Genomic DNA, 22,485 nt, shown 5'->3' with positions numbered 1-22,485 from the left:
CCCGGCCGTCAGCCGCCCAGCGGCAGGCTGACCTCGAAGGTGGTTCCCTGTCCCGCCACGCTGTCGAAGCCTATCGTTCCGCCATGCGCTTCGACGATGCTCTTGCAGATGTTCAGGCCCAGTCCCGTACCGCCTTTCTTGCGCGAATCGGTGGCGTCGGCCTGGGCGAACTTGCCGAAGATCCGGTCGCGGAATTCGTCGGGGATGCCGCTGCCCTGGTCGCGCACCGCGATCCGCACCCGGCCATCCTTCCGTTCCACGTCGATGTCGACGATAGCGCCGGAAGGGGAAAACTTGATGGCGTTCGACAGCAGGTTGGTCATGACCTGGATCATGCGGTCGGCATCGATGCGGACGATGGCGTCGCCACCGCCAGGCTGTTGATCGTTGCCGGCGGCAAGCCGGACGTCGACGCCATACTGCGTGGCGTATCCTTCGATGGCGTCGATGGCCTGACGCAGCATGGGCAGCAAGGGCTGATGCTGCATGTGATAGGTCATGTTGCCGGAGGCGATCTTTTCCACGTCGAGCACGTCGTTGACCAGCCTGACCAGGCGCTCGCAGCTCTGGTAGGAAATGTCGATGAGCTCGCGCGCATCGCCAGGAAGTTCGCCGGCGATGCCGCTGGCCAGCATGGAGAGCGAGCCGCGGATGGACGTCAGCGGCGTGCGCAGTTCGTGCGAGACGGTGGAGATGAATTCGTTCTTCATCTGCTCTACCTTCTTGCGGTCGGAAATGTCATGCAGGAAGGCGCCGAAGAAGTAGCCATCGCTGGCGCCGCCCAGGCTCACCGTCAGTTCCACCGGAAACTCGCGTCCGCTGCGGTCGATCACGAGACGTTCCATGCGTCCGCCCGGCGCCGTGCCGGTCTGGCGGTACATGGCGATCGACTTGCGCAGGCTGGAACGGTAGCGCTGCGGCAGCACCAGTTCTTCCAGCGGCAGTCCGAGCACCTCCTCGCGGCGCCAGCCGAAGGTTTTTTCCGCCTGCGAGCTCCACTCGTAGACCTTGCCCTCCATGTCGATGGCAACGAAGGCATCCTGGGCGCTTTCGATGATCGCCTGGATGCGCCGCTCGTTGGCGCGCACCGCGGCCAGCGCCTGTTCGAGCTGATGGGTGCGCCGCTCGACGCGCTGCTCCAGCGTGAGGTTGAGTTCGCGCAGCGCGGCGGTCTTTTGCATCAGGTCGCTCACCAAGGACTGCAGCGAGCCTGCCAGCGAACGAACTTCGAAATAACTCCGGTCCATGGCGGGAATGGCGACCGCCTCGCCGCGCTGCATGCCCTGCGCGGCGCGCGCCAGTCCCCAGAGCGGCCGGGTGATGCGGCGCGCCAGCAGCAGCCCGAGCGCGCTGAACGACAGGGCAATCGCGATGCCCCAGAACATCACGCGTTGCCGGATGCGACGCACCGGCGCGAACGCCTCGTCCACGTCGGCGCGCACCAGCACGCTCCACCCCAGGCCGGGATAAGACTGGTGGCCCTTGGTGGGGCTGAAGCCGACGAGGTAGCTGCGGCCGTCGGGCCAGGTTTCCACTTCGTATCCTTCGGCGCCGCGGGCGCGCCGCACGCTGCCCTGGTCCAGCGTCTGGCCTTGCAGGCCCGCCGGTCCGAGCAGCGCCTTGCCTTCGCGGTCGACGATCAGCAGGTCCACCTTCCTGCGCCGGGCGATCGGTTCGAGGATGGACTGTTCGACATCGCGCGCCCATTGCCAGGACAGGTGGACGCCGATCACGCCCTGCGCTTCACCGTTGCGGCCGGCGATCGGAAAGGCGATGTCGACGAAACGCTGCGGCTCGCTGTCCTGCGAGGGCAGCAGTTTCGCGAGAAGTTTCGCTTCATGCACGTCGCCGACGTTGACGCCCTTGAGCGCATTGCCGAACCACGGCCGCTGCGACACATCCGCGCCTTCCAGCATGCGATGCGATGCAAGCAGCACCTTGCCCCGGGTATCGACCAGGCCGATCCAGGCATAGTAGGGATAGGTTGCCATGCGGGCGTCGAGGGTGGCGCGCCGTTCGTCGACATCGTCCTCGGTGCCGGACAGCAGGTCGGGGCGCTGCGACAGCAGCTTGATCTCGCGGTAACGTTCATACATGCTGCGGTCCAGGCGCACGCTGGCCTGGTGCGCCACTTCGGCAAGGCCATGGCCGATGCTTGCCTTCACCTCCTCGATCGCGGCCTCTTCCAGCACTTCCGCGAGCAGCACGGTAAGCAGGATCGACATCCCGGAAAAGGCGAGCGCAAGATAGGCGCCGATGCCGCGGTCGTTGACGGATTTCTGGAGTCGTTTCAGGAACATGCGCTGGCGTGCAAACCGGGGTCGTGATGTCGTGCCAGAGCGTATCATGACCGCGCTCCGGCAACGATAGGTGAAATGGCAAGCCGGCACCGGCGCATTGAATGGATGACACGGACAAAATGAAAAGGGCCCGTGACTTGACGACACGGGCCCTTGCATTCTGGCTCCCCGACCTGGACTCGAACCAGGGACCTGCGGATTAACAGTCCGTCGCTCTACCGACTGAGCTATCAGGGAATGGAGACGCGCATTATAGGAAGAATTGCCGCGCGTGTCAAAGCCCGTGAGCACGGGGTTCCGGGAGTCAAGCCGGCCGGGCTTGTCCGCCATGCAAGGCATGCATGCCGGGCATAGGTCGAAAATTCCTCGCGTCCGTCTCCAAACATATAGAATAAATGCTTCTTTCATGTTCACCGCCCGCGCGAGGGCTGCGGTCCGATCGCGCCGGCCATGCCACGGGTCTCGAATCATGCGCCTCACTTCCTACACCGACTACGCATTGCGCACCCTGATGTATCTTGCGTCCCACCGCGATGAACTGGTGACGGTGCAGGAGATCGCCGATTTCCATGGCATCGCGAAGAACCACCTCACCAAGGTGGTCCACCAGCTTGGCCTGATGGGCCTGATCGATACGGTACGGGGCCGCAACGGCGGCCTGCGGCTGGGACGCGAGCCGCGCGACATCAACATCGGCGACGTGGTGCGGCAGACGGAAACGGATTTCTACATGGCGGAATGTTTCGACGAAGACAAGGCGACGTGCGCCCTGTCGGCCGCCTGCGCGCTCAAGGGCGTGCTGGCCAACGCCACCCATGCCTATCTGAAGGTGCTCGACGGCGCGACGCTCGAGAGCGTGATGCGGCGCTCCAGCCTGCCGCGACAGGCGTCCGGATCGCAGCCAGTCAGGATTGCCAGAAAGGCAGTCGCTGCCGGCGCGGAGTGAGAAGCTGGCTGAGCCGCTGACCCAGGCGGCTCCCTTTCAGGGATGCTGATCGGCCATGACGATCTGGTTGCCGCCCGCGTGCTTGGCGGCATACAGCGCCTTGTCCGCGCGGCGGAAGCTTGCGTCCGCGCTTTCGCGCGCGTCGAAGGCCGCCATGCCGATCGAGGCGGTCAGCCTGATCCCCGGAGCGAATGACGCCCAGTCATGCTGCAGGACGGCTTCGCGCATGCGGTTCAGCGCCGCCTGCGCCACATCGGGCGAGGCGCCCTTCAGCAGCAGGACGAATTCATCTCCGCCATAGCGGGCAAGGTAATCGGTGGCGCGCATTTCGCGCTGGATGATCGCGGCGAAGGCCTTGATGACCTCGTCGCCGGTCTGGTGGCCGAAGCGGTCGTTGACTTCCTTGAAGCTGTCGAGGTCGAACACCGCGATGCAGCAGGGATAGGCCAGGCGCTTGAACGACTGGTATTCCTGGTCGAGCCGGAAATTGAGATCGCGCCGGTTGCCCACGCCGGTAAGCTCATCATGCACCGCGAGCTCGCTCAGCTTCTGCATGGCCGCCTCGAGATCGGCGGTGCGCTGGGCCACCAGGTTTTCCAGGGTGTTGCGGTATTTCTGCAGCTCCTGTTCCTGGCGCTTGCGCAGGGTAATGTCGCGCACGATGGCAACCAGCAGCGGCTCGCCGTTGAAGTTGAAGATGGCGCAGGATGCTTCCACGTCGATGATCGTTCCCTCGCGGTCGCGGAACTGGGTCTCGATCGTGACGGAGTCGGTGGTATTCAGGGCGGCAACGACGCCGGCGCGGTGATCCTTGTTCACCCAGAGATCGATGTCGCCCGCGGTCCTGCCGAGCACTTCATCGCGCCGGTAGCCGGTCAAACGCTCGAATCCCGGGTTGACATCGATGAAGAAGCCGGTCTTCAGGTGTGAAAATGTCGCGTAATCCGGCATGGCGCGGAACACCCGCCGGTATTTCTCAAGCTCCAGTGCGATGTCTGGAACGTGTCCTGTCTGGTGCTGCATGGTCTCCTCGCTTTCCCTCTTCGGAGGGAAAGAAACGCTGGATGGCGCCCGTCGGACAGGGCGCTGTTGTCATGATTCAATATTATGCATGCTGGCGATTTTCCGCTTCCCATGTTTTGGAGGCTGATGCGGCCACCTCCCGGAAAACCGCCTTCCTTGCCCGATGGCATCCCAGCAGGCACTTTGCCATCGTTCGCACTGCCATGGCAACCTTCCGCTGCACCGGCCGTCGCCTCGCGGGCACGAAGAAGTCTAAGGCGTCGGCACTCCGGAACTGGGAAAGCGAAGGATGACGGCGAAGCGCTGCCCGGCGACGCGCTCGAAGCGCAATTCGCCCCGGTGCGCGCGCATGACTTCGTCGACGATGGACAGGCCGAGGCTGGCGCCGCCCGCGGCCGTGTCGCGTGCCGAGAAGGGCTCGCGCACACGGGCCCATTCGGTCTCGGGAATGCCGGGGCCGTCCTCGATCACCCGGATTTCGACCTGCGCGCCGAGATCGTTCATCTCGATGTGCAGGAAGCTGCGCGCGCCATGCTTCAGCGCATTGCGGAGGACGTTGCGCAGCGCCTCGCGCACGCTGACCTCGTCGGCATCGACGAAGCAGTCGCCGTCCGGCACCCTGAGCTCGAGGTCGAGCGGCCGGTCCGCCTCCGACAACACCTCCATGGCTTCCTTGCGGGTCAGCGCCTTGAGGTCGATGCGCGCCTTCGGCACCGCGTCCGCCCGGTGCAGCACCATCGCATGCTGCAGCAGCTGGTTGACCAGGGAGCCGAGGTCATGCAGGCGCTGGCGCAGGCGCTCCAGATAGGCCTGGCGCTTGTCCTCGTCGGTCTCGGCGTCAAGCAGCTCGAGCTGGGAAATGAGCGCGGTCACGGGCGTGCGCAGCTGGTGCGCCGCTTCGCCGATGACCCGCTGCATGATCTGGCGGCGCGCGGCAAGGCGGACCATGAAGGCATTGATGGCGCTGACCACCGCATGCAGTTCGCCCGGCACCGTCATCTGCAGCGGCTGCAGGTCGTTCAGGTCGCGCTGCTGGATGGCGCTCTCGATGCGCTTGAGCGGCGACAGCGCCTGAAACAGGGTAAACATGCCCGCTATGGCGGTCAGGATGCCGGTCACCAGTATCACCAGCAGCACCTTGGTGACGAAGCCCTGGAGGAAGGCGGAGCGGGCGTTGCGGCTCTGGGCCATCATGACCACCGCCCAGCGGTTGCCGCTGGCGACCGGCATCGCGCGGCCGATGACGGCGATGCGGATCGGCAGGTCCTGGTAATGGCCATCCATGAGCACCGGACCGGAATCCAGCTTCTTCCAGGGAATGTCCGGGCGAAAGTCCGGATCGCCGGCGATGCTGCGGCCGTCCGGGCCGAGGACGTTGAACAGCACCCGGTCGCCCGGCGTGAGCATGGCGAACGCCGCCACCGGCAGGTCGATGTTCACCCGATCATGCTCGTACCACAGGTTCTCGGCGATCTGCAGCGCGCTGCCGGTCAGGATGCGGTCGTAGGCATCGTCGACTGCGATCTGGGTCGAGAACCAGATCGCGCCCAGCAGCAGCACCGCGCTGGCAGCCAGCACAGCTGCCATGCGCACCACCAGCCTCGCATAAAGCGACTTGCCGACCTTGATCATTTGAGCGCGAGCTGGTAGCCGAGGCCGCGCAGGGTGCGGATCTCGAATTGCGCCGCGCCCAGCTTCTTGCGCAGCCTGGCAACGTATTGCTCGATGGCGTTGGCGCTGGGATTGTCGTCGATGGTGAACAGCCGGTCGACGAGCTCTTCCTTGCCGAAGATGCGGCCGGGCCGGGAGGCAAGGATCTCCAGCAAGGTGACTTCGCGGCGCGTCAGGTCGAGCGGCAGGCCGTCCAGCGCCGCCGCGCGGCTCTTGCGGTCGATGGTCAGGTTGGCGCAGGCGAGCATGTTGGTGGCATCGCCGCCGGTGCGCCGCAGCAGCACCCTGACGCGCGCCTCGAGTTCGCGATAGTCGAAGGGCTTCATCAGGTAGTCGTCGGCGCCGGCATCGAGGGCACGCACCCGTTCGTCCACCTCGCCGCAAGCGGTCAGCATCAGCACCTTGGTGTCGCGGCCCGCGTCCCGCAGCCGCGACAGGAGGGTGAAGCCGTCAAGTCCGGGCAGCATGACGTCGAGGATAATCAGGTCGTACTCGCCTGTCATCATGCCGGCGGCCATGGTGCCGTCCGCCGCCCGGTCGACGGTATGACCGATGCCGGACAGCTTGGTGACGATCGCCTGGGCGACGTCGTCGGTATCTTCAACCAGGAGGATGCGCATGGCGGACCGCGGGAAAATGTCAGGTTCGTTACAGCTTCGGCCCTTAGGATGTCTCCACAAGCAAACTTAGTCAATCCATCCAAGGAGACGATCGTGAAAATCGAGACGCAGGTGCTGTCCCGCCAGGGGACGGACGCCGGACTTCCCACACCCCTGCTGGAAATAGACGGCGTGACGCTGCAATACAAGACCAGCGAGCATCTCGTTACCGCGACCCAGCACGTCAGCTTCAACGTCTACCCCTCGGACCGCTTCGTGCTGCTCGGCCCGTCGGGTTGCGGCAAGTCAACGCTGCTCAAGGCGATCGGCGGCTACCTGCAGCCGGTCAGCGGCAAGATCCGCCTGAAGGGCAAAGAGGTAAGCGAGCCCGGACCCGACCGCATGATGGTGTTCCAGGAATTCGACCAGCTCCTGCCGTGGAAGACGGTCAGGCAGAACGTGGAATTCGCGCTGCAAGCCAGCGGCCGCCTGAAGGGCCGGGAGATGCAGGAGCGCGCCGCGTACTACATCGAGAAGGTCGGCCTGGCCAAGTTCATCGACAGCTACCCCCACACCTTGTCGGGCGGCATGAAGCAGCGCGTGTCTATCGCCCGCGGCATGGCCATGGAGCCGGACGTGCTGCTGATGGACGAACCCTACGCGGCGCTCGATGCGCTCACCCGCCGCAAGATGCAGGACGAACTGCTGCGCCTCTGGGACGACACCCGCTTCACGGTGCTCTTCGTGACCCATTCGATCGAGGAAGCGATCCGCATCGGCACCCGCATCCTGCTGCTGTCGCCGCATCCCGGCCAGGTCAAGGCGGAACTCAACAGCATCCCGGAAAGCGAGCTCGGCACCGCCAGCCAGGCCGCGCTGGAAAGCCGGATCAATTCCATGCTGTTTTCACACTGATCATCCGAGGCGCATCATGCAATCCAATCCCGCTATTCCCGTTACTCCCGTCTATCGTCCAGAGATCGTCCTCGACCCGTCGCACGTGCCCGCCGCGAGCGTGCAGGCGCCGCTGTCGGCCTGGGAGTCGCTCTACCGCCTCGGCTGGCTGCGCAAGACCGTGCTGCTGGTAGCGCTTGCCGCCGTCTGGGAAATCTACGGCCGCTGGCTCGGCAACCCCTTGCTGTTTCCCAGCTTCAGCGAGACCATCAGTGCCTTCCTTTCCGGCATCGGCAGCGGCGTGCTGCTCGAGCGGGCGGCCGTGTCCCTCAAGACGCTCGTTGCCGGCTACGCGATCGGCATCGGCCTCGCCGCGCTGCTGACCACGCTGGCCATCAGCTCGAAGATCGGCAACGATTTCCTGGAAACGATGACCTCGATGTTCAATCCGCTGCCGGCAATCGCATTGTTGCCGCTGGCACTGATCTGGTTCGGCCTCGGCACGGGCAGCGTGATCTTCGTGCTGGTGCATTCGGTGCTGTGGGCGGTCGCGCTCAACACTCACGCCGGTTTCCGCTCGGTGTCCAAGACCCTTACCATGGTCGGCCAGAACTACGGCCTGAAGCGCTTCACCCTCGTCCGCTCCATCCTGGTGCCGGCAGCCTTCCCGAGCATCCTCACCGGCCTGAAGATCGGCTGGGCCTTCGCGTGGCGCACGCTGATCGCGGCGGAACTGGTGTTCGGCGTGTCGTCGGGCACCGGCGGACTGGGCTGGTATATCTTCGAGAACCGCAACCAGCTTGAAACCGCGAACGTGTTTTCCGGCCTGTTCTTCGTCATCATGATCGGCCTGTTCGTGGAAAACGTGATCTTCGCGAACATCGAAAAACGCACCATCCGCCGCTGGGGCATGGCGCACTAAGCAAAGAACCTGAACCGATAACTCAAACCTACAAAAGGAGACTCGCATGAAACGCAGAAGCTTCACCAAGCTCGTCCTCAACACTGCCCTTGCCGCCCTCGCCGCGTCCGCGCTGTCGGCCCACGCCGAAGCCGGCAAGATCCGCATCTCGCACGGCTACGGCATCCTCTACCTGCCGCTGATGGTGATGCGCGACCAGCAGCTCATCGAGAAACATGCGAAATCCGCCGGGCTGGGCGACGTCAAGACGGAATGGCTGACGCTCGATGGCGGCAACGTCATCAATGACGCCATGCTTGCCGGCAATCTGGACGTTGCCGGCATCGGCGCGCCGGGCTTCATCACCCTCTGGTCGAAAGCGCATGGCATTCCGCGCTCGGAAGTGATCGGCCTGGGGGCGCTGAGCACCTCCTCGCTCTGGCTCAACACCAACAACCCCAACATCAAGTCGCTGAAGGACTTCACGCCGAAGGACAAGATCGCCATCCCCGGCATCAAGACCTCGCTCTCCGCCGTGGTGCTACAGATGGTCGCGGCCAAGGAGTTCGGCGCCGACAATTATGCGAAGCTCGATCCGATGACCGTCAGCCTTGGCCATCCTGAAGCCGTGGGCTCGCTGTTGTCCGGCAAGACCGAGATCACCGCCCACTTCACCTCGCCGCCGTTTTCCTACCAGGAGCTGAAGGATTCGCGCATCACCCGCGTGGTGGATTCGGCCAAGGTGCTGGGCAACATCACGCTCGACGTGGTGTTTGCCGCCAAGCCCTTCGTCGACCAGAATCCGAAACTGACGAAAGCCTTCATGGCGGCGCAGGAAGAGGCGAACGCCTATATCCAGAAGGACCACAAGGGCGCGGCGGCCACCTTCCTGCGCGTGTCCAAGGTGAAGATGACGCAGGATGAAGTGGAAAAGATGCTGGACGATCCGGAGACGCAGTTCTCGACCACGCCCAACGGCATTTCGCAGTACATCAACTTCATGGGCAAGGCCGGCACCATCAAGACCAAGCCCGCGAAGTGGAATGAGCTGTTCGTGCCCGAATTCCAGTCGCGCCAGGGAAGCTGAGGCCGGCGGTCTTGACTATGCCTTGGCCCGCTTGCCGCTGGCATCGATGACCACCTCGCCGTCCTCCTTGGCAAACGGCCCTTGCTGCGGCAAGGGCAGTATGTCGAGCACCAGTTCCGATGGCCGGCAGAGGCGCACGCCCCAGGGCGTGACGACCAGCGGGCGGTTGATCAGGATCGGCGTGACGACCATCGCATCCAGCAATTGGTCGTCCGTCAGCGCGGGATCGTCCAGGCCGAGTTCGGCATAGGGCGTGCCTTTTTCGCGGATGGCCTCGCGTACCGTCAGGCCGGCCTTCGCGATGAGCGCCTGCAGCGTGGCGCGGTCAGGCGGCGTCTTGAGGTATTCGATGACCGTCGGCTCGACACCGGCGTTGCGGATCAGGGCGAGGGTATTGCGCGAAGTGCCGCAACTCGGGTTGTGGTAGATCGTGACTTCCATGCACGGGCTCCTTCAAGATGATCGTGCCCGCCAGTTTAGCGGATGGAGGCAGTTGGTCACGCCGCGAATACATTGATCCGAAAAACAGAAAGGCCCGGTGCGACCACCGGGCCTTTGCTTTTTTCGAACCGGGAATGGCCGGACGCTTATTTCCTGGCTTTTCGCCGGCGCGCGGCGCCAAGGCCGATGACACCCGACAGCAACAGTGCGACCGATCCGGGTTCGGGGACGCGGCCGCTGACCGCGCTCGTCCTGACGTAGATGGTTTCCGGCACGCCGCTCACGACGCCATTCACGCCATCGGTGACCCGTCCGGCGGCGAAGTCCTGCGCGTCGACATGGCTGAAATCGCTCCAGTATTCAGTGGTGAAGAGATAGGCAGAGTGATCGGTGAAGGTTCCCGGGTTCACGATGTTTCCGGGATTGCCCGGCGCGATGAAGTCGTTCCAGGCCGGATGCGATGCCCACTCCGCCGCGGTCGCGGTACGCCAGCCTTCGGCGGCTCGATAGGATGCGGGGGCGATCTGGTTGGGGCCGAATTCATTCGGGGCGATCGGTCCGGCGTACACCCAGTCCAGTCCGGTGCCATTGAAATTGATGAGCACCATGCTGTCCGGAATAGCCGTCTGTGAATTGAAAATCACCGCATGGGCATTGGCGATGAGGCCAAGAGCCAGTGCGGCAGATGCAAACAGTTTTTTCATTTTTTTCTCCCTTGCGTTTTCAATCAAGTGGTTGGGTGTGACGCAAGCTAGTAACAGCAGAAAGCATGCCTGTCATGAGCCCCGGAAAAAAACCTATAAAAATTAATAACTTAAATTTCAAATTTTTGAGGCGTTTCGAGACGAGATTACTAAGTGTAAAAAGTACCGACAGCTAGGAGGGCGACGGAGGCAGGCACTTGGTCTTACGTGGAGCCGGGGGACGGTTCGCACGACGAAGCTCCGTTGCGCCTTCATGGCCTCCACCTCGAACGCCAGCCCAAGCCGGATAGATATGTAATGGACATCCTCTTGCGTGCTACAGGATTCGTCATTTTGGTTAGATGCCAAAAGGACGTCCGACAAAACCGTCATTTATTCCTCTGCTTGTGAACGGTGCAAAGAAAAAGAATCTTCGTTCTGTTGTGAGTAACCGACAGACTTCTCAGAAAAGAAAAATAGTGCCTTGGAGCAATAAAAGTGGCTGTTATGATTTTTTAAAAAAATAAAGAGCGACTTAAAAAGTCATTAAATTAAATCCTGGGTATGGTCATTTGGAGGAATCGTGTTTTCATCTTTGCGCACTAAGCTACTGGTCATTAGCCTCGCGGGGGTCGTACTAAGCGTAGGTGGGCTTGGCGCAGCTAATTTCATTACAGCCAAGGTTCAATTGCAGGACGCGCTGGAAGAGCAATTAACGTCTGCTGCAAAAAGCAATGCCGCCGCGCTGGAGGTTTGGCTCAGGGCAAAACGGCTCGTCACCGCTTCGATGAAAGAAGCCGTGACAGCGGACGACCCCGGCCCGGTATTGCGTGCCGCCACGGCGGCGGGCGATTTAGAGAGAGCTTATATCGGCTATCCGGACAAGCGGATGGTGTATGGGGATGGCAGCAAGGCTGCGGCTGATTACGACCCGACGGTGCGTCCCTGGTACACGAAGGCGCTGAAGGAACGGGGACCCACTCTGACCGCTCCGTTCAAGTCTGCGTTGTCCGGCGTGCGCATCGTGACGTTTGCAGTTCCGGTTGGTCCGCCTGAAGCGCCAATTGCGGTATTGGGCGCAAACATCGCATTGACGCGCATCGCGGCGCAAGTTCGCGCCATCAAGCCAACGGAGAACAGCTACGGCTTTCTGGTTGGCGGCGACGGGAACGTCATCGTCCACAAGCAGGATAAATTCAACGAAGTGCCGGTCAAGGATGTGCAAAAAGACCTTAGCGCAGACGGACTTAAGGAATTGGCGGCATCGAAAAAAACGCTTGCGATCACGCTGGAGAACCGCGATGTATTGATGCGAGTCGAAAAGATAGAAGGCGCGGACTGGTACCTCGTCATTGCGCTCGACAAAGCCGATGCGACTGCCGGCCTGACCGCGTTGTTGAAATCGTCTTTACTCACGGCATTGCTGGCGGTTGCATTGGCTGCCAGCGTCATCGGCATTCTGGTGGCGCGTTCGCTTCGTCAATTGGAGGAAGTTCGCCGTGCCATGGTCGACATTGGACAGGGCGAGGGCGACCTGACCCGGCGGATCGAGGAAGTCGGTAAAGACGAAGTTGCCCAGATTGCCAAGGCCTATAACCGATTCGTCGACAAGCTGGCCGCCACGATCAAGAGTATCCGCTCCAGCAGCGAGGCCGTAAAACTCGGGGCTGGTGAAATTGCCCAGGGCAGCATCGACCTTTCCTCCCGAACCGAACAACAGGCGGCGTCGCTGGAGGAAACGGCTTCTTCCATGGAAGAGCTGACGTCGACGGTGCAGCAGAATTCCGCGAGCTCCCGCCATGCGAACCAGTTGGTCATGGCATCCGCCGAGTATGCGGAAAAAGGCGGCAAGCTGATGTCGGAGGTCGTGGATACGATGGGACAGATCAGTTCCTCATCGGCAAAGATCGGCGACATCATCGGTGTCATTGACAGCATTGCATTCCAGACCAACATTCTTGCCTTGAATGCGGCGGTAGAAGCCGCGCGAGCCGGAGAGACGGGACGGGGCTTCGCCGTCGTTGCGTCCGAAGTCAGAAACCTGGCGCATCGCTCCGCGCAGGCCGCCAAGGAAATCAAGGCGCTTATCGACACGTCGAACGAGCAGGTCACGCGCGGCGTGAGCCAGGTGGAAAAAGTCGGTTCGACGATGGATGAAATTCTAAGCAGCATCAAGCATGTGACCGACATCACCAGCGAGATTACCGCGGCGAGCGAGGAGCAGAGCAGCGGGATTGCGCAGGTGCATCAGGCGGTGACGCAGATGGATACCGTGACCCAGCAAAATGCGGCATTGGTGGAAGAAGCCGCTGCCGCCGCGGCCAGCTTGCAGGATCAGGCAGCGGCACTTGCTGAGGCGGTCGGTCAGTTCAAGCTGGATGACTCGACTCCCGCGATGGCGCCAACCTCGGCCGTGACATTCGCCACCGCGACGCCGTCCGTCCGCAATTTGCCGGCGCCCCGGAGGGCAAGGCTGAATTGAATGCCAGGCTGGGTTGGACCTCAGGAGAGGCGCCTTCGGGCGCCTTTTTTATCGATGACCGGATTGTGTCCGTGTCGTTCGCCACGATTCAGGAATTTCATTCATGCCGCAAACGACGGCGAATTGAGGATGCTTTCGGCGTCAAAAACAACAAAGCCCAGTCGGGTGACTGGGCTTTGCGCTTGTATTCTTTGGGGTGGCCGATGGGACTCGAACCCACGACGACAGGAATCACAATCCTGGACTCTACCAACTGAGCTACGGCCACCATTGAAACATTCGCCGGAATGAACATCCGGCAAGCTCGCCATTATACAAAGCCAAAGGGAATGTGGCAAATGTTCGGCGAAGAAAGTTGGCCGGTCATTCGGCGAGGAGATGCGTCACCTCGACCTCGAGCGCGAGCAGGCGCTTGAATGCATGCCGCAGCGCCGTAGCATTGCCGGTGGTAAATGCCATGGTCCGGCCGGAGCCGGGCAGGGCAGGGCACGCGGTGCCGACCAGACGCACGAGCTGTCGCGCTACAGGTTCGCCGGTATCGATGATCGTGACCGGCGATTTGCGCCTGGCGAAGGCGATTTCTTCGATCAATGGCCGGACGAAAGGGTAGTGGGTGCAGCCAAGCACCAAGGTGTCCGCGCCGGCGTCGAGCAGGGGCGGCAGGTAGCGTCCGAGCAGGCGCGCGGTATCGGCGGAACGCAGCTCGCCCTTCTCGACCTGGTCGGCCAGGCCGTGGCAGGCCTGGGTCAGGAAGCGGACCTGCGTGGCGGCCTGAACCTGGTCGTGCAAGGCCTGGAATCGCGCGCTGGCCAGGGTGCGCTCGGTGGCAAGCACGCCCACGATGCCCGAGCGGGTGGCAGCTGCCGCTGGCTTGAGGCCGGGTTCGACGCCGACGATGGGCAGGGCAGGATGGCGCGCGCGCAGGGCCGCGATGGCGGCGGCGGTGGCGGTGTTGCAGGCGACCACCAGCGCGCCGATGCCCTGGCCGGCGAGAAAGTCCGTGATCGCCACCGAGCGCGCGCGGATGTCTTCCTCGCTTCGGCCGCCATAAGGCGCGTAGGCCGCATCGGAAAAATAAATCAGGTCCGCCTGCGGCAGGAGGGCGCGGATGTGCCGCAGCACCGACAGGCCGCCGATGCCGGAATCAAAAACGCCGATGGGCACCGCAGTGCCCATCGGTGCATGGTCCGCCGTGGTGGACGTCATGCCGTCATCTCGTCATGACTGCGGACTCAGGCCGTCGCCAGGCTGATGCCCTTGAAGTTGCCGGTCGCGATGCGCTCCTGCCACTCCTTGGGTCCGGTGTTGTGCACCGAGATGCCGTTCGAATCGACCGCGACGGTAACCGGCATGTCCTTGACCTCGAACTCGTAGATCGCTTCCATGCCGAGGTCTTCGAAGCCCAGCACCTTCGCGCCCTTGATCGCCTTCGAGACGAGGTAGGCCGAGCCGCCGACCGCCATCAGGTAGGCCGACTTGTGGTTCTTGATCGACTCGATGGCGACCGGGCCGCGCTCGGCCTTGCCGATCATGGCGATCAGGCCGGTCTGGGCGAGCATTATGTCGGTAAACTTGTCCATGCGGGTGGACGTGGTCGGGCCGGCTGGGCCGACGACTTCGTCGCGCACCGGATCGACCGGGCCGACGTAGTAGATCACGCGGTTGGTGAAGTCGACGGGCAGCTTCTCGCCCTTGGCCAGCATGTCCTGGATGCGCTTGTGCGCGGCATCGCGGCCGGTCAGCATTTTGCCGTTCAGGAGCAAGGTCTGGCCCGGCTTCCAGGACGCGACTTCTTCCTTGGTCAGGGTGTCGAGGTTGACGCGCTTGGACTTCTCGGTGTCGGGCGTCCAGTGCACTTCCGGCCATTCGGACAGCGCGGGCGGGTCGATGTAGGCGGGGCCGGAGCCGTCGAGCACGAAGTGAGCGTGGCGGGTGGCCGCGCAGTTCGGAATCATGGCCACCGGCTTGGACGCGGCGTGCGTCGGGTACATCTTGATCTTGACGTCGAGCACCGTGGTCAGGCCGCCGAGGCCTTGCGCGCCGATGCCGAGGGCATTGACCTTCTCGTACAGCTCGAGGCGCATTTCCTCGGTCTTGTTCTGCGGGCCGCGCTGCTTGAGTTCGTACATGTCGATGTCTTCCATCAGCGACTCCTTGGCCATCATCATGGCCTTCTCGGCGGTGCCGCCGATGCCGATGCCCAGCATGCCCGGCGGGCACCAGCCCGCGCCCATGGTCGGGACGGTCTTGAGCACCCAGTCGATCACCGAGTCGGAAGGATTGAGCATGACGAACTTGGACTTGTTTTCCGAGCCGCCGCCCTTGGCCGCGACCTGCACGTCGACGGTGTTGCCGGGCACGACTTCCATGTGGACCACGGCCGGGGTGTTGTCCTTGGTGTTCTTGCGGTCGAACTGGGGGTCGGCCACGACCGAGGCGCGCAGCACGTTGTCCGGGTTGTTGTAGCCGCGGCGCACGCCTTCGTTGACGGCGTCGGTGATCGAGCCGGAGAAGCCTTCGAAGCGCACTTCCATGCCGATCTTCAGGTAGACGTTGACGATGCCGGTGTCCTGGCACAGCGGGCGCTTGCCCTCGGCGCACATGCGCGAGTTCGTCAGGATCTGGGCGATCGCATCCTTCGCTGCCGGGCTCTGCTCGACCTCGTAGGCGCGCGCGAGATGCTTGATGTAGTCGACCGGATGATAGTAGCTGATGTACTGCAGCGCTGCCGCCACGGATTCGATCAGGTCTTCTTGCTTGATGATGGTCATGATGTGGTTCGCAAAGGTCAGTGGAATAGACGGTGTCGTGGCTGTTCGAGTGGGCGGAACCCGGGGGAAGCCGCCTGCGCCAATGTGTCGACCAGTTCGTTCCGGCCGCGGCGTTCGGACATCGGCGCCAGGCTCCGTGCGGGTCGCCGCATGCGGGCCGGAATTGAAACCCCGACATTTTACACGCTGGCAGGAGGCCTTTCCGGATTTTCTTGCGATGCAACAAAAACAAGAGGTATGAGCTTGCTCAATATCCAGGCGGCAAAGAACAGAGATAACTTGAAAGGATAGGCTGCCGGATCCAGGAGGCCCAGCGGGGGCGCCCGCCAGGCAGTGTAAGGCTTCAGTAAGACAGAACAATTAACTTTGCGTCATTCCAAATGCCGCCTGAGGAGACCTAGCATGTCCGAGACCGATTCGTTGAAGCAAGAGAGCAGGATGTTCGAACCGCCCGCCGACCTGGCAAGGAACGCTGCCATTTCGGGCATGGAAGGATACCGGACATTGTGCGCCGAAGCAGAGCGCGACTATGAAGGCTTCTGGGCCCGCCTCGCCAACGAGAACCTCGCCTGGCACAAGCCCTTCACCAAGACCCTGGACGAATCCGCCGCCCCGTTCTACAAGTGGTTCGAGGACGGCCAGCTCAACGTGTCCTACAACTGCCTCGACCGCAACCTGCAGAACGGCAATGCCGGCAAGACGGCGGTGATCTTCGAAGCCGACGACGGCAAGGTCACCCGCGTCACCTACCAGGAACTGCACGACAAGGTCTGCCAGGTCGCCAACGGCCTGAAGTCGCTGGGCGTCAAGAAGGGCGACCGCGTCGTGATCTACATGCCGATGTCGGTCGAAGGCATCGCCGCCATGCAGGCCTGCGCCCGCATCGGCGCCACCCATTCCGTGGTCTTCGGCGGTTTCTCCGCCAAGTCCCTGCAGGAACGCATCATCGATGCCGGCGCGGTGGCCGTGGTCACCGCCGACGAGCAGGTCCGCGGCGGCAAGCAGCTGCCGCTCAAGGCCATCGTCGACGAAGCCATCGGCATGGGCGGATGCGAGCACCTGAAAAGCGTGGTCGTTTACCGCCGCACCGGCGGCAACGTCGCCATGCAGGCCGGCCGCGACCTCTGGCTGCACGACGTCACCGCCAACCAGCCCGCGACCTGCGAGCCCGAGTTCGTCGGCGCCGAGCATCCGCTCTTCATCCTCTACACCTCCGGCTCCACCGGCAAGCCCAAGGGCGTGCAGCATTCTTCCGGCGGCTACCTGCTGTGGGCAATGCTGACGATGAAGTGGACCTTCGACATCAAGCCCGACGACATCTTCTGGTGCACCGCCGACATCGGCTGGGTCACCGGCCACACCTACATCGCCTACGGCCCGCTGGCCATCGGCGCCACGCAGATCGTGTTCGAAGGCGTGCCCACCTATCCGAACGCCGGCCGCTTCTGGGACATGATCGCCCGCCACAAGGCGACCATCTTCTATACGGCGCCCACGGCCATCCGTTCCCTGATCAAGGCTTCCGAAGCCGATGCCAACGTGCATCCCAAGAACTTCGACCTGTCCTCGCTGCGCATCCTGGGGTCGGTCGGCGAGCCGATCAACCCGGAAGCCTGGATGTGGTACTACAAGAACGTCGGCCGCGAGAAGTGCCCGATCGTCGACACCTTCTGGCAGACCGAGACCGGCGGCCACATGATCACGCCGCTGCCGGGCGCGACCCCGATGGTGCCGGGTTCCTGCACGCTGCCGCTGCCGGGCATCATGGCCGCGGTGGTGGACGAAACCGGCAACGACCTGCCCAATGGCCAGGGCGGCATCCTGGTGGTCAAGCGTCCGTGGCCGTCCATGATCCGCACCATCTGGGGCGATCCGGAACGCTTCAAGAAGAGCTACTTCCCCGAAGAACTCGGCGGCACGCTTTACCTGGCGGGCGACGGCTCCATCCGCAATGAAAAGACCGGCTACTTCACCATCACCGGCCGCATCGACGACGTGCTGAACGTGTCCGGCCACCGCATGGGCACGATGGAAATCGAGTCGGCGCTGGTCGCGCATCCGCTGGTCGCCGAATCCGCGGTGGTGGGCAAGCCGGACGAAACCACCGGCGAATCGATTTGCGCGTTCGTGGTGCTGAAGCGCGCCCGTCCGGAAGGTGACGAAGCCAAGCAGATCGCCAAGGAACTGCGCGACTGGGTCGGCAAGGAAATCGGCCCCATCGCCAAGCCCAAGGAAATCCGCTTCGGCGACAACCTGCCCAAGACCCGTTCCGGCAAGATCATGCGCCGCCTGCTGCGCGTGCTGGCCAAGGGCGAACAGATCACCCAGGACGTCTCCACGCTGGAAAACCCGGCCATCCTGGATCAGCTCAAGCAGGCGCAGTAAGCACGGCCCAGGCCGCAAAGGACAACAGAGAGGAGTCACGAGCCCGAGGAGACAGGAAGGGCGTTGCCACAAGCAACGCCCTTCTTTTTTGTCATCGCGATGGATCTTTCCGAAGAAAAACCGGAAGGACTGGAAAAGCCCGAAATGTCTGCTATAATCTGCGGCTTCGCATATCTGCGACCCGAATCCAGGAGAGGTGGATGAGTGGTTTAAGTCGCACGCCTGGAAAGCGTGTATAGGTTCATAGCCTATCGGGGGTTCGAATCCCCCCCTCTCCGCCAGACAAAAAGCCCGTTGGAGTCCAACGGGCTTTTTTACGCTTGTAAAGTGACCGGTGTCCCCCCGTTAATGGGAAAACCGCCCGGGAATTATTTTGGCACGTCATTGAGCCGCGGCACTGCCTTTGCTACTTCTACCCGACTTTCCGGGCTGCCGGTTGCATCAGGAGGAATCGCGCTGCGCATCCAAAAATTTGCTTGGGGCTCACTGTATGTGATCGCTTTTCATTAGATTGTGCCGAGCACAAAGTAACTGAACATTGTCAGCCTTGAGGGAGGTGCCTCCCTTTGCGAACGGTAGAATGTGATCAAAGTGCAATTCGTTAGTTGCGCCGCACATCGTGCATTTTCCTCCGTCTCTTTTCCAAACCTCCAGTTTTATATCGGTAGGAATAAGCCGACGTCTTTCAGCATCGATTCGAACAGGTTGTGATAAGTCTTCATCCCCACTCACTGCGACCAATTTGAATTTGTGAACTGTCCTGAATTCATCGGGCTCAGACCAAGCATCGACTAGATGGAAAACACCATTGTAAGACCATATGCCCGCACGAATTTTTTCGTAAACCCGAACGCGCTCTGGAAGGCGGTTCCCCGCATTCGCTGCTTTAGCTGCGGCATAAAATTTTCCGTTTTGTGTGGGGCCACCAGTTGCAAATTTTAGCGGTTGATCTACAACTTTCGGGTTAGGGCAAGAAGCAGTCTTTGGCATATCGTGGCCCTCATAGATCAGAGTAGTCCCATTGTCTTCTAACTGCCTATCCCAGTAGGCCTATGGTGCGCCAGGTGATGATGCCGCAAGCGAAGTGAAGGAAAGCGAGATAGTTCTTCGCTTTCTTTGCCCAGCGAATCAGCAATCCCCGAAACCGGTTCAACCAACTGTGCGTGCGCTCCACCACCCATCGCCTGGCACGCTGGCCTGCTCTGCGCCGCTGCGCTTCTTCACCGCGTGATCGGATGTGTGGCCGGTAGCCCATTTCCACAGCCAGCCGCCAAATTTCCGGATAATCGTAACCCTTGTCCATGCACAGGCCCTGCGGCCACACCGTCAGCAACGAAGGACGCTCAACCTTCAAGGCCTCCAGCGTCGGCCTGGCCAGCTTCATGTCATGGCGGTTGGCGCCATCAATGACCACTGCCAGCGGAAGACCGTTTCCGTCAGTGAGCAGGCTGCGCTTGACGCCGCCTTTGCCGCGATCTGTCGGGTTGGGTCCGGTTTTTTTCCCGACCCAACGGGGCCTTGGTCATCGCACCGTCGAGTGCCAGCCAGGACCAGTCGATGGACCTTAATGCCGCTGCACTGAGCAGCCCTTGCATCCAGAACTCCTCGAACACGCCGGCCTCCACCCATTCCTGGAAACGTCGGTGGGCCGAGCTGCTCGAGCAAATGCCGGTGCCGTTTAAGGCATTCCACTGGCAGCCAGTACGCAACACAAACAGAATGGCATCCATGGCCGCCCGGTCGCTCACACGCGGGTTATGACAACCCAGGGGATGCGGCTTGCGTGGAGGTAAAAGCGGCTCCATCTGTGCCCAGAGTCGGTCGGGTAACCGCCAACCATCGTCCTGCTTGACCATGCCCATGATCATCTCCTCTTCCAGCATGGGCTTGGACCGCAAATCAGCTCGCAATTTCCCCTTCTAACACCCTACTGGGATATGTAGTAAGCGATCCCGATATGGAGCGTTTGGGCGGACAGACATAAGAATCACGGAATGATTGCCCCTTAAGCCAAAATTCATTCCTTGCTGGAGGCTCACACCTTCTCGTTGGCACATTTCAATGTACGAAATTACGTTGTCACTCACTTTATGGCCCCACTGTTGGTTTAAGCGAAATTGTAATGCGAAACTAAAAACCAGAAGTAAATCCAACTACTTATTGCGTATTCGACATGAAAACATAAGAGCTTCTGTTCGGCCCGAAAATGGAGATCAAGCTCGGGCTCACTTAAGTGGGGTAAATCTCCTATACAATTTAGCTCGTTGTGATGCATGGCAACATTAACTAGCATTTCAAACCCGACCACACCCCGATATCAATCCCGCAACACCCCATCCTCGTCTCAAACCCATCGTTGCGCGAAGCTTACATTCGCTCTTTTCCCTGGACGAAATTTGCATCATTTCTGAAATGACGTGGCTACAATGAAACGGCCACGGGATGCCGCCGTGGAGACAAGACGCGCACAACAGCGGGAGCAGGGAGAAGGTAATGCGATTTGGATCGATGTCGGTGGGCGCTCGCCTGAGCGCGGGGTTTGGTTTCCTGATCGGGCTGATACTCCTGGGGAGCGCGCTGGCGCTGTATCGCATGGGCGAGATCGAGGAGCGGCTGGAAGACATCGCCGAGGAAAAGATCGCCAAGATGGCATACCTGACCGACATGGCGGAATCGGTTCACGTGGTCCAGCGAGTGTCGCGCACCTTGCTGCTATTGCAGGATCCCGAAAAGAAGAAGCACGAGCTGGAGAAGGTCAATGCCGCGCGGGTGAAATACGACGAGGCGTTTGCCAGGCTCGAGAAAACCCATGCCAGCGAAGCCGGGATTGCCTTGCGGCGCAAGACGCATGAACTGCAGAATGCCGCGCGGGCGGTCAATGAGAAGCTGATCGGCATGGCGATGGCCAACCAGACGCAGGAAGCGGCCGATCTCCTCCTGAACACCGCCATCCCTTTGAACCAGCAGTGGCTCGATGCCATGCACGAGAACATCGAGCTGCAGAAGAAAGCCACCGAAAAGGATACCGCGGAAGCCAAGTCAGCCTATGCGAGCGCGCGCTGGGTCACCATCCTGCTGGCGATCGCTTCCATCATCAGCAGCATCGGCGCGGCCTGGGCCATCCGCCGAAGCATCACCGACCAGCTCGGCGGCGAGCCGGCCTATGCCGCTGACATCGCCGAGCGGATCGCGTCCGGCGACCTGGACATCGACGTCGTGACGACGGGCGGAGAGCACAGCCTGCTGGCCGCCATGAAGCGCATGCGCGACAGCCTGGCCCACATCGTGGGGCAGGTCCGGGACAGTTCCAACCAGATCGTCAGTGCCTCGCAGCAGATCGCTGCCGGCAACCTCGACTTGTCTTCGCGTACCGAGCAGGAAGCAAGCTCGCTGGAAGAGACCGCGTCCTCGATGGAGGAACTGAATTCCACGGTCAAGCAGAACGCCGACAACGCGATGCAGGCCAACCATCTCGCGAGTTCGGCCTCCGAAGTGGCGCACAAGGGCGGGGCGGTGGTCGGCAACGTGGTCAGCACCATGGATGCGATCAGTACCTCGGCCAGGAAGATCGTCGACATCATTGGCGTCATCGACGGCATCGCCTTCCAGACCAACATCCTCGCCTTGAACGCGGCGGTGGAAGCGGCCCGCGCCGGCGAGCAGGGACGCGGATTCGCGGTGGTGGCCGCCGAGGTGCGCACGCTGGCCCAGCGCTCGGCCAACGCCGCCCGCGAGATCAAGGCCTTGATCGACGACTCGGTGGAAAAGGTGGAGACCGGCAGCCAGCTCGTGCACCAGGCGGGCGACACCATGTCGGAAGTGGTCGACAGCATCCAGCGCGTCACCGACCTCGTGGGCAACATCTCGACCGCCAGCCAGGAGCAGACCGCCGGCATCGACCAGGTGAACAGGGCAATCAGCGAAATGGACAACGTGACGCAGCAGAACGCGGCGCTGGTGGAAGAAGCGGCTGGCGCGGCCAGGAGCCTGCAGGAGCAGGCGGAAAAGCTGTTCCAGCTGATCAGCGTGTTCAAGCTCAAGGATTCTTCGCGCTAAGCGAAGCGCCACCGGCGCTGGAGATAAGCATGGCTGTCATCGCCCGCATGCTTGGCATGCGGGCCTTTTTTGCGTGGCCGGATTGGCGAACATTCGAAAGAAAAGTTCCATTCCTGCCGCGTCGTATCGCAAGGATTAAAGCGAATTAATAGCTTCATCGTGTTGAAACAAGTGATTCCCCGGTGCAACTCAATCGGGGAATCTGGCTGGTGCGTGCCGTCGCCGCTCGCCCACGCAGCCAGCCTG

17 protein-coding genes and 3 tRNA genes are annotated in these 22,485 nt (G+C 61.9%); 8 read left to right on the top strand and 12 right to left on the bottom strand.

Features of this window, described 5'->3' with window-relative positions:
• Window positions 1-8: 8 nt before the first annotated feature.
• Window positions 9-2,300, bottom strand: a complete 2,292-nt coding sequence (locus G3574_RS04560) for an ATP-binding protein (RefSeq protein WP_163960830.1) — start codon at window positions 2,298-2,300, stop codon at window positions 9-11.
• Between the two features lie 161 nt (window positions 2,301-2,461).
• A tRNA-Asn gene (locus G3574_RS04555) sits at window positions 2,462-2,537 on the bottom strand.
• Window positions 2,538-2,769: 232 nt separating this feature from the next.
• On the opposite strand from G3574_RS04555, the gene G3574_RS04550 reads away from it, so the two are divergent.
• Window positions 2,770-3,246, top strand: coding sequence for an RrF2 family transcriptional regulator (locus tag G3574_RS04550; protein WP_163960829.1), 477 nt, complete (start codon window positions 2,770-2,772; stop codon window positions 3,244-3,246).
• A gap of 36 nt (window positions 3,247-3,282) precedes the next feature.
• Here G3574_RS04550 and G3574_RS04545 read toward each other — a convergent pair whose 3' ends face one another.
• The 3 genes from G3574_RS04545 to G3574_RS04535 all read right to left on the bottom strand — a co-directional run bounded on the left by G3574_RS04545 (window position 3,283) and on the right by G3574_RS04535 (window position 6,560).
• Window positions 3,283-4,269 carry a sensor domain-containing diguanylate cyclase gene (locus G3574_RS04545; protein WP_163960828.1) on the bottom strand — a complete coding sequence of 329 codons (987 nt, stop codon included), beginning with the start codon at window positions 4,267-4,269 and terminating at the stop codon, window positions 3,283-3,285.
• A 252-nt stretch (window positions 4,270-4,521) separates the two neighbouring features.
• Entirely contained in the window at window positions 4,522-5,901 is a 1,380-nt protein-coding gene (locus G3574_RS04540; protein WP_163960827.1) for a sensor histidine kinase, read from the bottom strand.
• Window positions 5,898-6,560 (bottom strand): response regulator transcription factor, encoded by a 663-nt coding sequence (locus G3574_RS04535; protein ID WP_163960826.1) that lies wholly within the window; start codon window positions 6,558-6,560, stop codon window positions 5,898-5,900. The genes G3574_RS04540 and G3574_RS04535 overlap by 4 nt, the downstream gene beginning before the upstream one ends.
• A 93-nt stretch (window positions 6,561-6,653) precedes the next feature.
• On the opposite strand from G3574_RS04535, the gene G3574_RS04530 reads away from it, so the two are divergent.
• From G3574_RS04530 to G3574_RS04520, 3 genes are read left to right on the top strand one after another with little or no spacing between them, the layout of a single operon-like run.
• Complete coding sequence (locus G3574_RS04530) at window positions 6,654-7,454, top strand: ABC transporter ATP-binding protein (RefSeq protein ID WP_328804727.1); 801 nt, start codon at window positions 6,654-6,656, stop codon at window positions 7,452-7,454.
• Window positions 7,455-7,470: 16 nt separating this feature from the next.
• Window positions 7,471-8,355, top strand: coding sequence for an ABC transporter permease (locus G3574_RS04525; protein WP_163960824.1), 885 nt, complete (start codon window positions 7,471-7,473; stop codon window positions 8,353-8,355).
• Between the two features lie 46 nt (window positions 8,356-8,401).
• Window positions 8,402-9,421, top strand: a complete 1,020-nt coding sequence (locus tag G3574_RS04520; RefSeq protein ID WP_163960823.1) for an ABC transporter substrate-binding protein — start codon at window positions 8,402-8,404, stop codon at window positions 9,419-9,421.
• A 15-nt stretch (window positions 9,422-9,436) separates the two neighbouring features.
• On the opposite strand, the gene arsC is transcribed toward G3574_RS04520, so the two are convergent.
• Window positions 9,437-9,862 (bottom strand): arsenate reductase (glutaredoxin), encoded by a 426-nt coding sequence (arsC, locus tag G3574_RS04515; protein ID WP_163960822.1) that lies wholly within the window; start codon window positions 9,860-9,862, stop codon window positions 9,437-9,439.
• 146 nt (window positions 9,863-10,008) lie between these two features.
• Window positions 10,009-10,566, bottom strand: a complete 558-nt coding sequence (locus G3574_RS04510) for a PEP-CTERM sorting domain-containing protein (RefSeq protein ID WP_163960821.1) — start codon at window positions 10,564-10,566, stop codon at window positions 10,009-10,011.
• Between the two features lie 562 nt (window positions 10,567-11,128).
• Between G3574_RS04510 and G3574_RS04505 the strand changes: the two genes are divergently transcribed.
• The gene (locus tag G3574_RS04505; protein WP_163960820.1) at window positions 11,129-13,027 is read left to right on the top strand and encodes a methyl-accepting chemotaxis protein; all 1,899 of its coding nucleotides are present in this window, start codon (window positions 11,129-11,131) and stop codon (window positions 13,025-13,027) included.
• A gap of 192 nt (window positions 13,028-13,219) precedes the next feature.
• Here the strand turns inward: G3574_RS04505 and G3574_RS04500 are convergent.
• From G3574_RS04500 to G3574_RS04490, 3 genes are all read right to left on the bottom strand, one after another.
• A tRNA-His gene (locus G3574_RS04500) sits at window positions 13,220-13,295 on the bottom strand.
• Window positions 13,296-13,390: 95 nt separating this feature from the next.
• Window positions 13,391-14,233 (bottom strand): glutamate racemase, encoded by an 843-nt coding sequence (murI, locus tag G3574_RS04495; protein WP_235953005.1) that lies wholly within the window; start codon window positions 14,231-14,233, stop codon window positions 13,391-13,393.
• Between the two features lie 26 nt (window positions 14,234-14,259).
• On the bottom strand, window positions 14,260-15,798 hold the full coding sequence (locus G3574_RS04490; RefSeq protein WP_163960819.1) for a fumarate hydratase: 1,539 nt from the start codon (window positions 15,796-15,798) through the stop codon (window positions 14,260-14,262).
• A 402-nt stretch (window positions 15,799-16,200) separates the two neighbouring features.
• On the opposite strand from G3574_RS04490, the gene acs reads away from it, so the two are divergent.
• Together acs and G3574_RS04480 are read left to right on the top strand one after the other, a co-directional pair.
• Window positions 16,201-18,183, top strand: coding sequence for an acetate--CoA ligase (gene acs, locus G3574_RS04485; RefSeq protein ID WP_163960818.1), 1,983 nt, complete (start codon window positions 16,201-16,203; stop codon window positions 18,181-18,183).
• A 190-nt stretch (window positions 18,184-18,373) separates the two neighbouring features.
• A tRNA-Ser gene (locus tag G3574_RS04480) sits at window positions 18,374-18,464 on the top strand.
• Between the two features lie 202 nt (window positions 18,465-18,666).
• Here G3574_RS04480 and G3574_RS04475 read toward each other — a convergent pair.
• Window positions 18,667-19,173 (bottom strand): HNH endonuclease, encoded by a 507-nt coding sequence (locus tag G3574_RS04475; RefSeq protein ID WP_163960817.1) that lies wholly within the window; start codon window positions 19,171-19,173, stop codon window positions 18,667-18,669.
• Window positions 19,174-19,219: 46 nt separating this feature from the next.
• Window positions 19,220-20,045 (bottom strand): IS5 family transposase gene (locus tag G3574_RS04470; RefSeq protein ID WP_163961026.1). Its coding sequence is split into 2 segments (ribosomal slippage): window positions 19,220-19,687 and window positions 19,689-20,045, totalling 825 coding nucleotides; the frame shifts between segments, so codons are not numbered across the junction.
• Between the two features lie 631 nt (window positions 20,046-20,676).
• Between G3574_RS04470 and G3574_RS28775 the strand changes: the two genes are divergently transcribed.
• Window positions 20,677-22,239, top strand: a complete 1,563-nt coding sequence (locus G3574_RS28775) for a methyl-accepting chemotaxis protein (protein ID WP_328804725.1) — start codon at window positions 20,677-20,679, stop codon at window positions 22,237-22,239.
• Window positions 22,240-22,485 lie beyond the last annotated feature (246 nt).

It is taken from the genome of Noviherbaspirillum galbum, assembly GCF_010974945.1.
Lineage (GTDB): Bacteria > Pseudomonadota > Gammaproteobacteria > Burkholderiales > Burkholderiaceae_D > Noviherbaspirillum > Noviherbaspirillum galbum.
The sequence above is the reverse complement of the archived record's forward strand: the minus strand, read 5'-3'. Positions and strand labels throughout refer to the sequence as shown.

Excerpts from the sequence above, each read along its gene's own strand:
- arsC (WP_163960822.1), bottom strand. The coding sequence starts at position 9,862 with ATGGAAGTCACGATCTACCACAACCCGAGTTGCGGCACTTCGCGCAAT.
- G3574_RS04540 (WP_163960827.1), bottom strand. The coding sequence starts at position 5,901 with ATGATCAAGGTCGGCAAGTCGCTTTATGCGAGGCTGGTGGTGCGCATG.
- murI (WP_235953005.1), bottom strand. The coding sequence starts at position 14,233 with ATGACGTCCACCACGGCGGACCATGCACCGATGGGCACTGCGGTGCCC.
- G3574_RS04550 (WP_163960829.1), top strand. The coding sequence starts at position 2,770 with ATGCGCCTCACTTCCTACACCGACTACGCATTGCGCACCCTGATGTAT.
- G3574_RS04560 (WP_163960830.1), bottom strand. The coding sequence starts at position 2,300 with ATGTTCCTGAAACGACTCCAGAAATCCGTCAACGACCGCGGCATCGGC.
- G3574_RS04535 (WP_163960826.1), bottom strand. The coding sequence starts at position 6,560 with ATGCGCATCCTCCTGGTTGAAGATACCGACGACGTCGCCCAGGCGATC.
- acs (WP_163960818.1), top strand. The coding sequence starts at position 16,201 with ATGTCCGAGACCGATTCGTTGAAGCAAGAGAGCAGGATGTTCGAACCG.
- G3574_RS28775 (WP_328804725.1), top strand. The coding sequence starts at position 20,677 with ATGCGATTTGGATCGATGTCGGTGGGCGCTCGCCTGAGCGCGGGGTTT.
- G3574_RS04520 (WP_163960823.1), top strand. The coding sequence starts at position 8,402 with ATGAAACGCAGAAGCTTCACCAAGCTCGTCCTCAACACTGCCCTTGCC.
- G3574_RS04510 (WP_163960821.1), bottom strand. The coding sequence starts at position 10,566 with ATGAAAAAACTGTTTGCATCTGCCGCACTGGCTCTTGGCCTCATCGCC.
- G3574_RS04475 (WP_163960817.1), bottom strand. The coding sequence starts at position 19,173 with ATGCCAAAGACTGCTTCTTGCCCTAACCCGAAAGTTGTAGATCAACCG.
- G3574_RS04545 (WP_163960828.1), bottom strand. The coding sequence starts at position 4,269 with ATGCAGCACCAGACAGGACACGTTCCAGACATCGCACTGGAGCTTGAG.
- G3574_RS04525 (WP_163960824.1), top strand. The coding sequence starts at position 7,471 with ATGCAATCCAATCCCGCTATTCCCGTTACTCCCGTCTATCGTCCAGAG.
- G3574_RS04490 (WP_163960819.1), bottom strand. The coding sequence starts at position 15,798 with ATGACCATCATCAAGCAAGAAGACCTGATCGAATCCGTGGCGGCAGCG.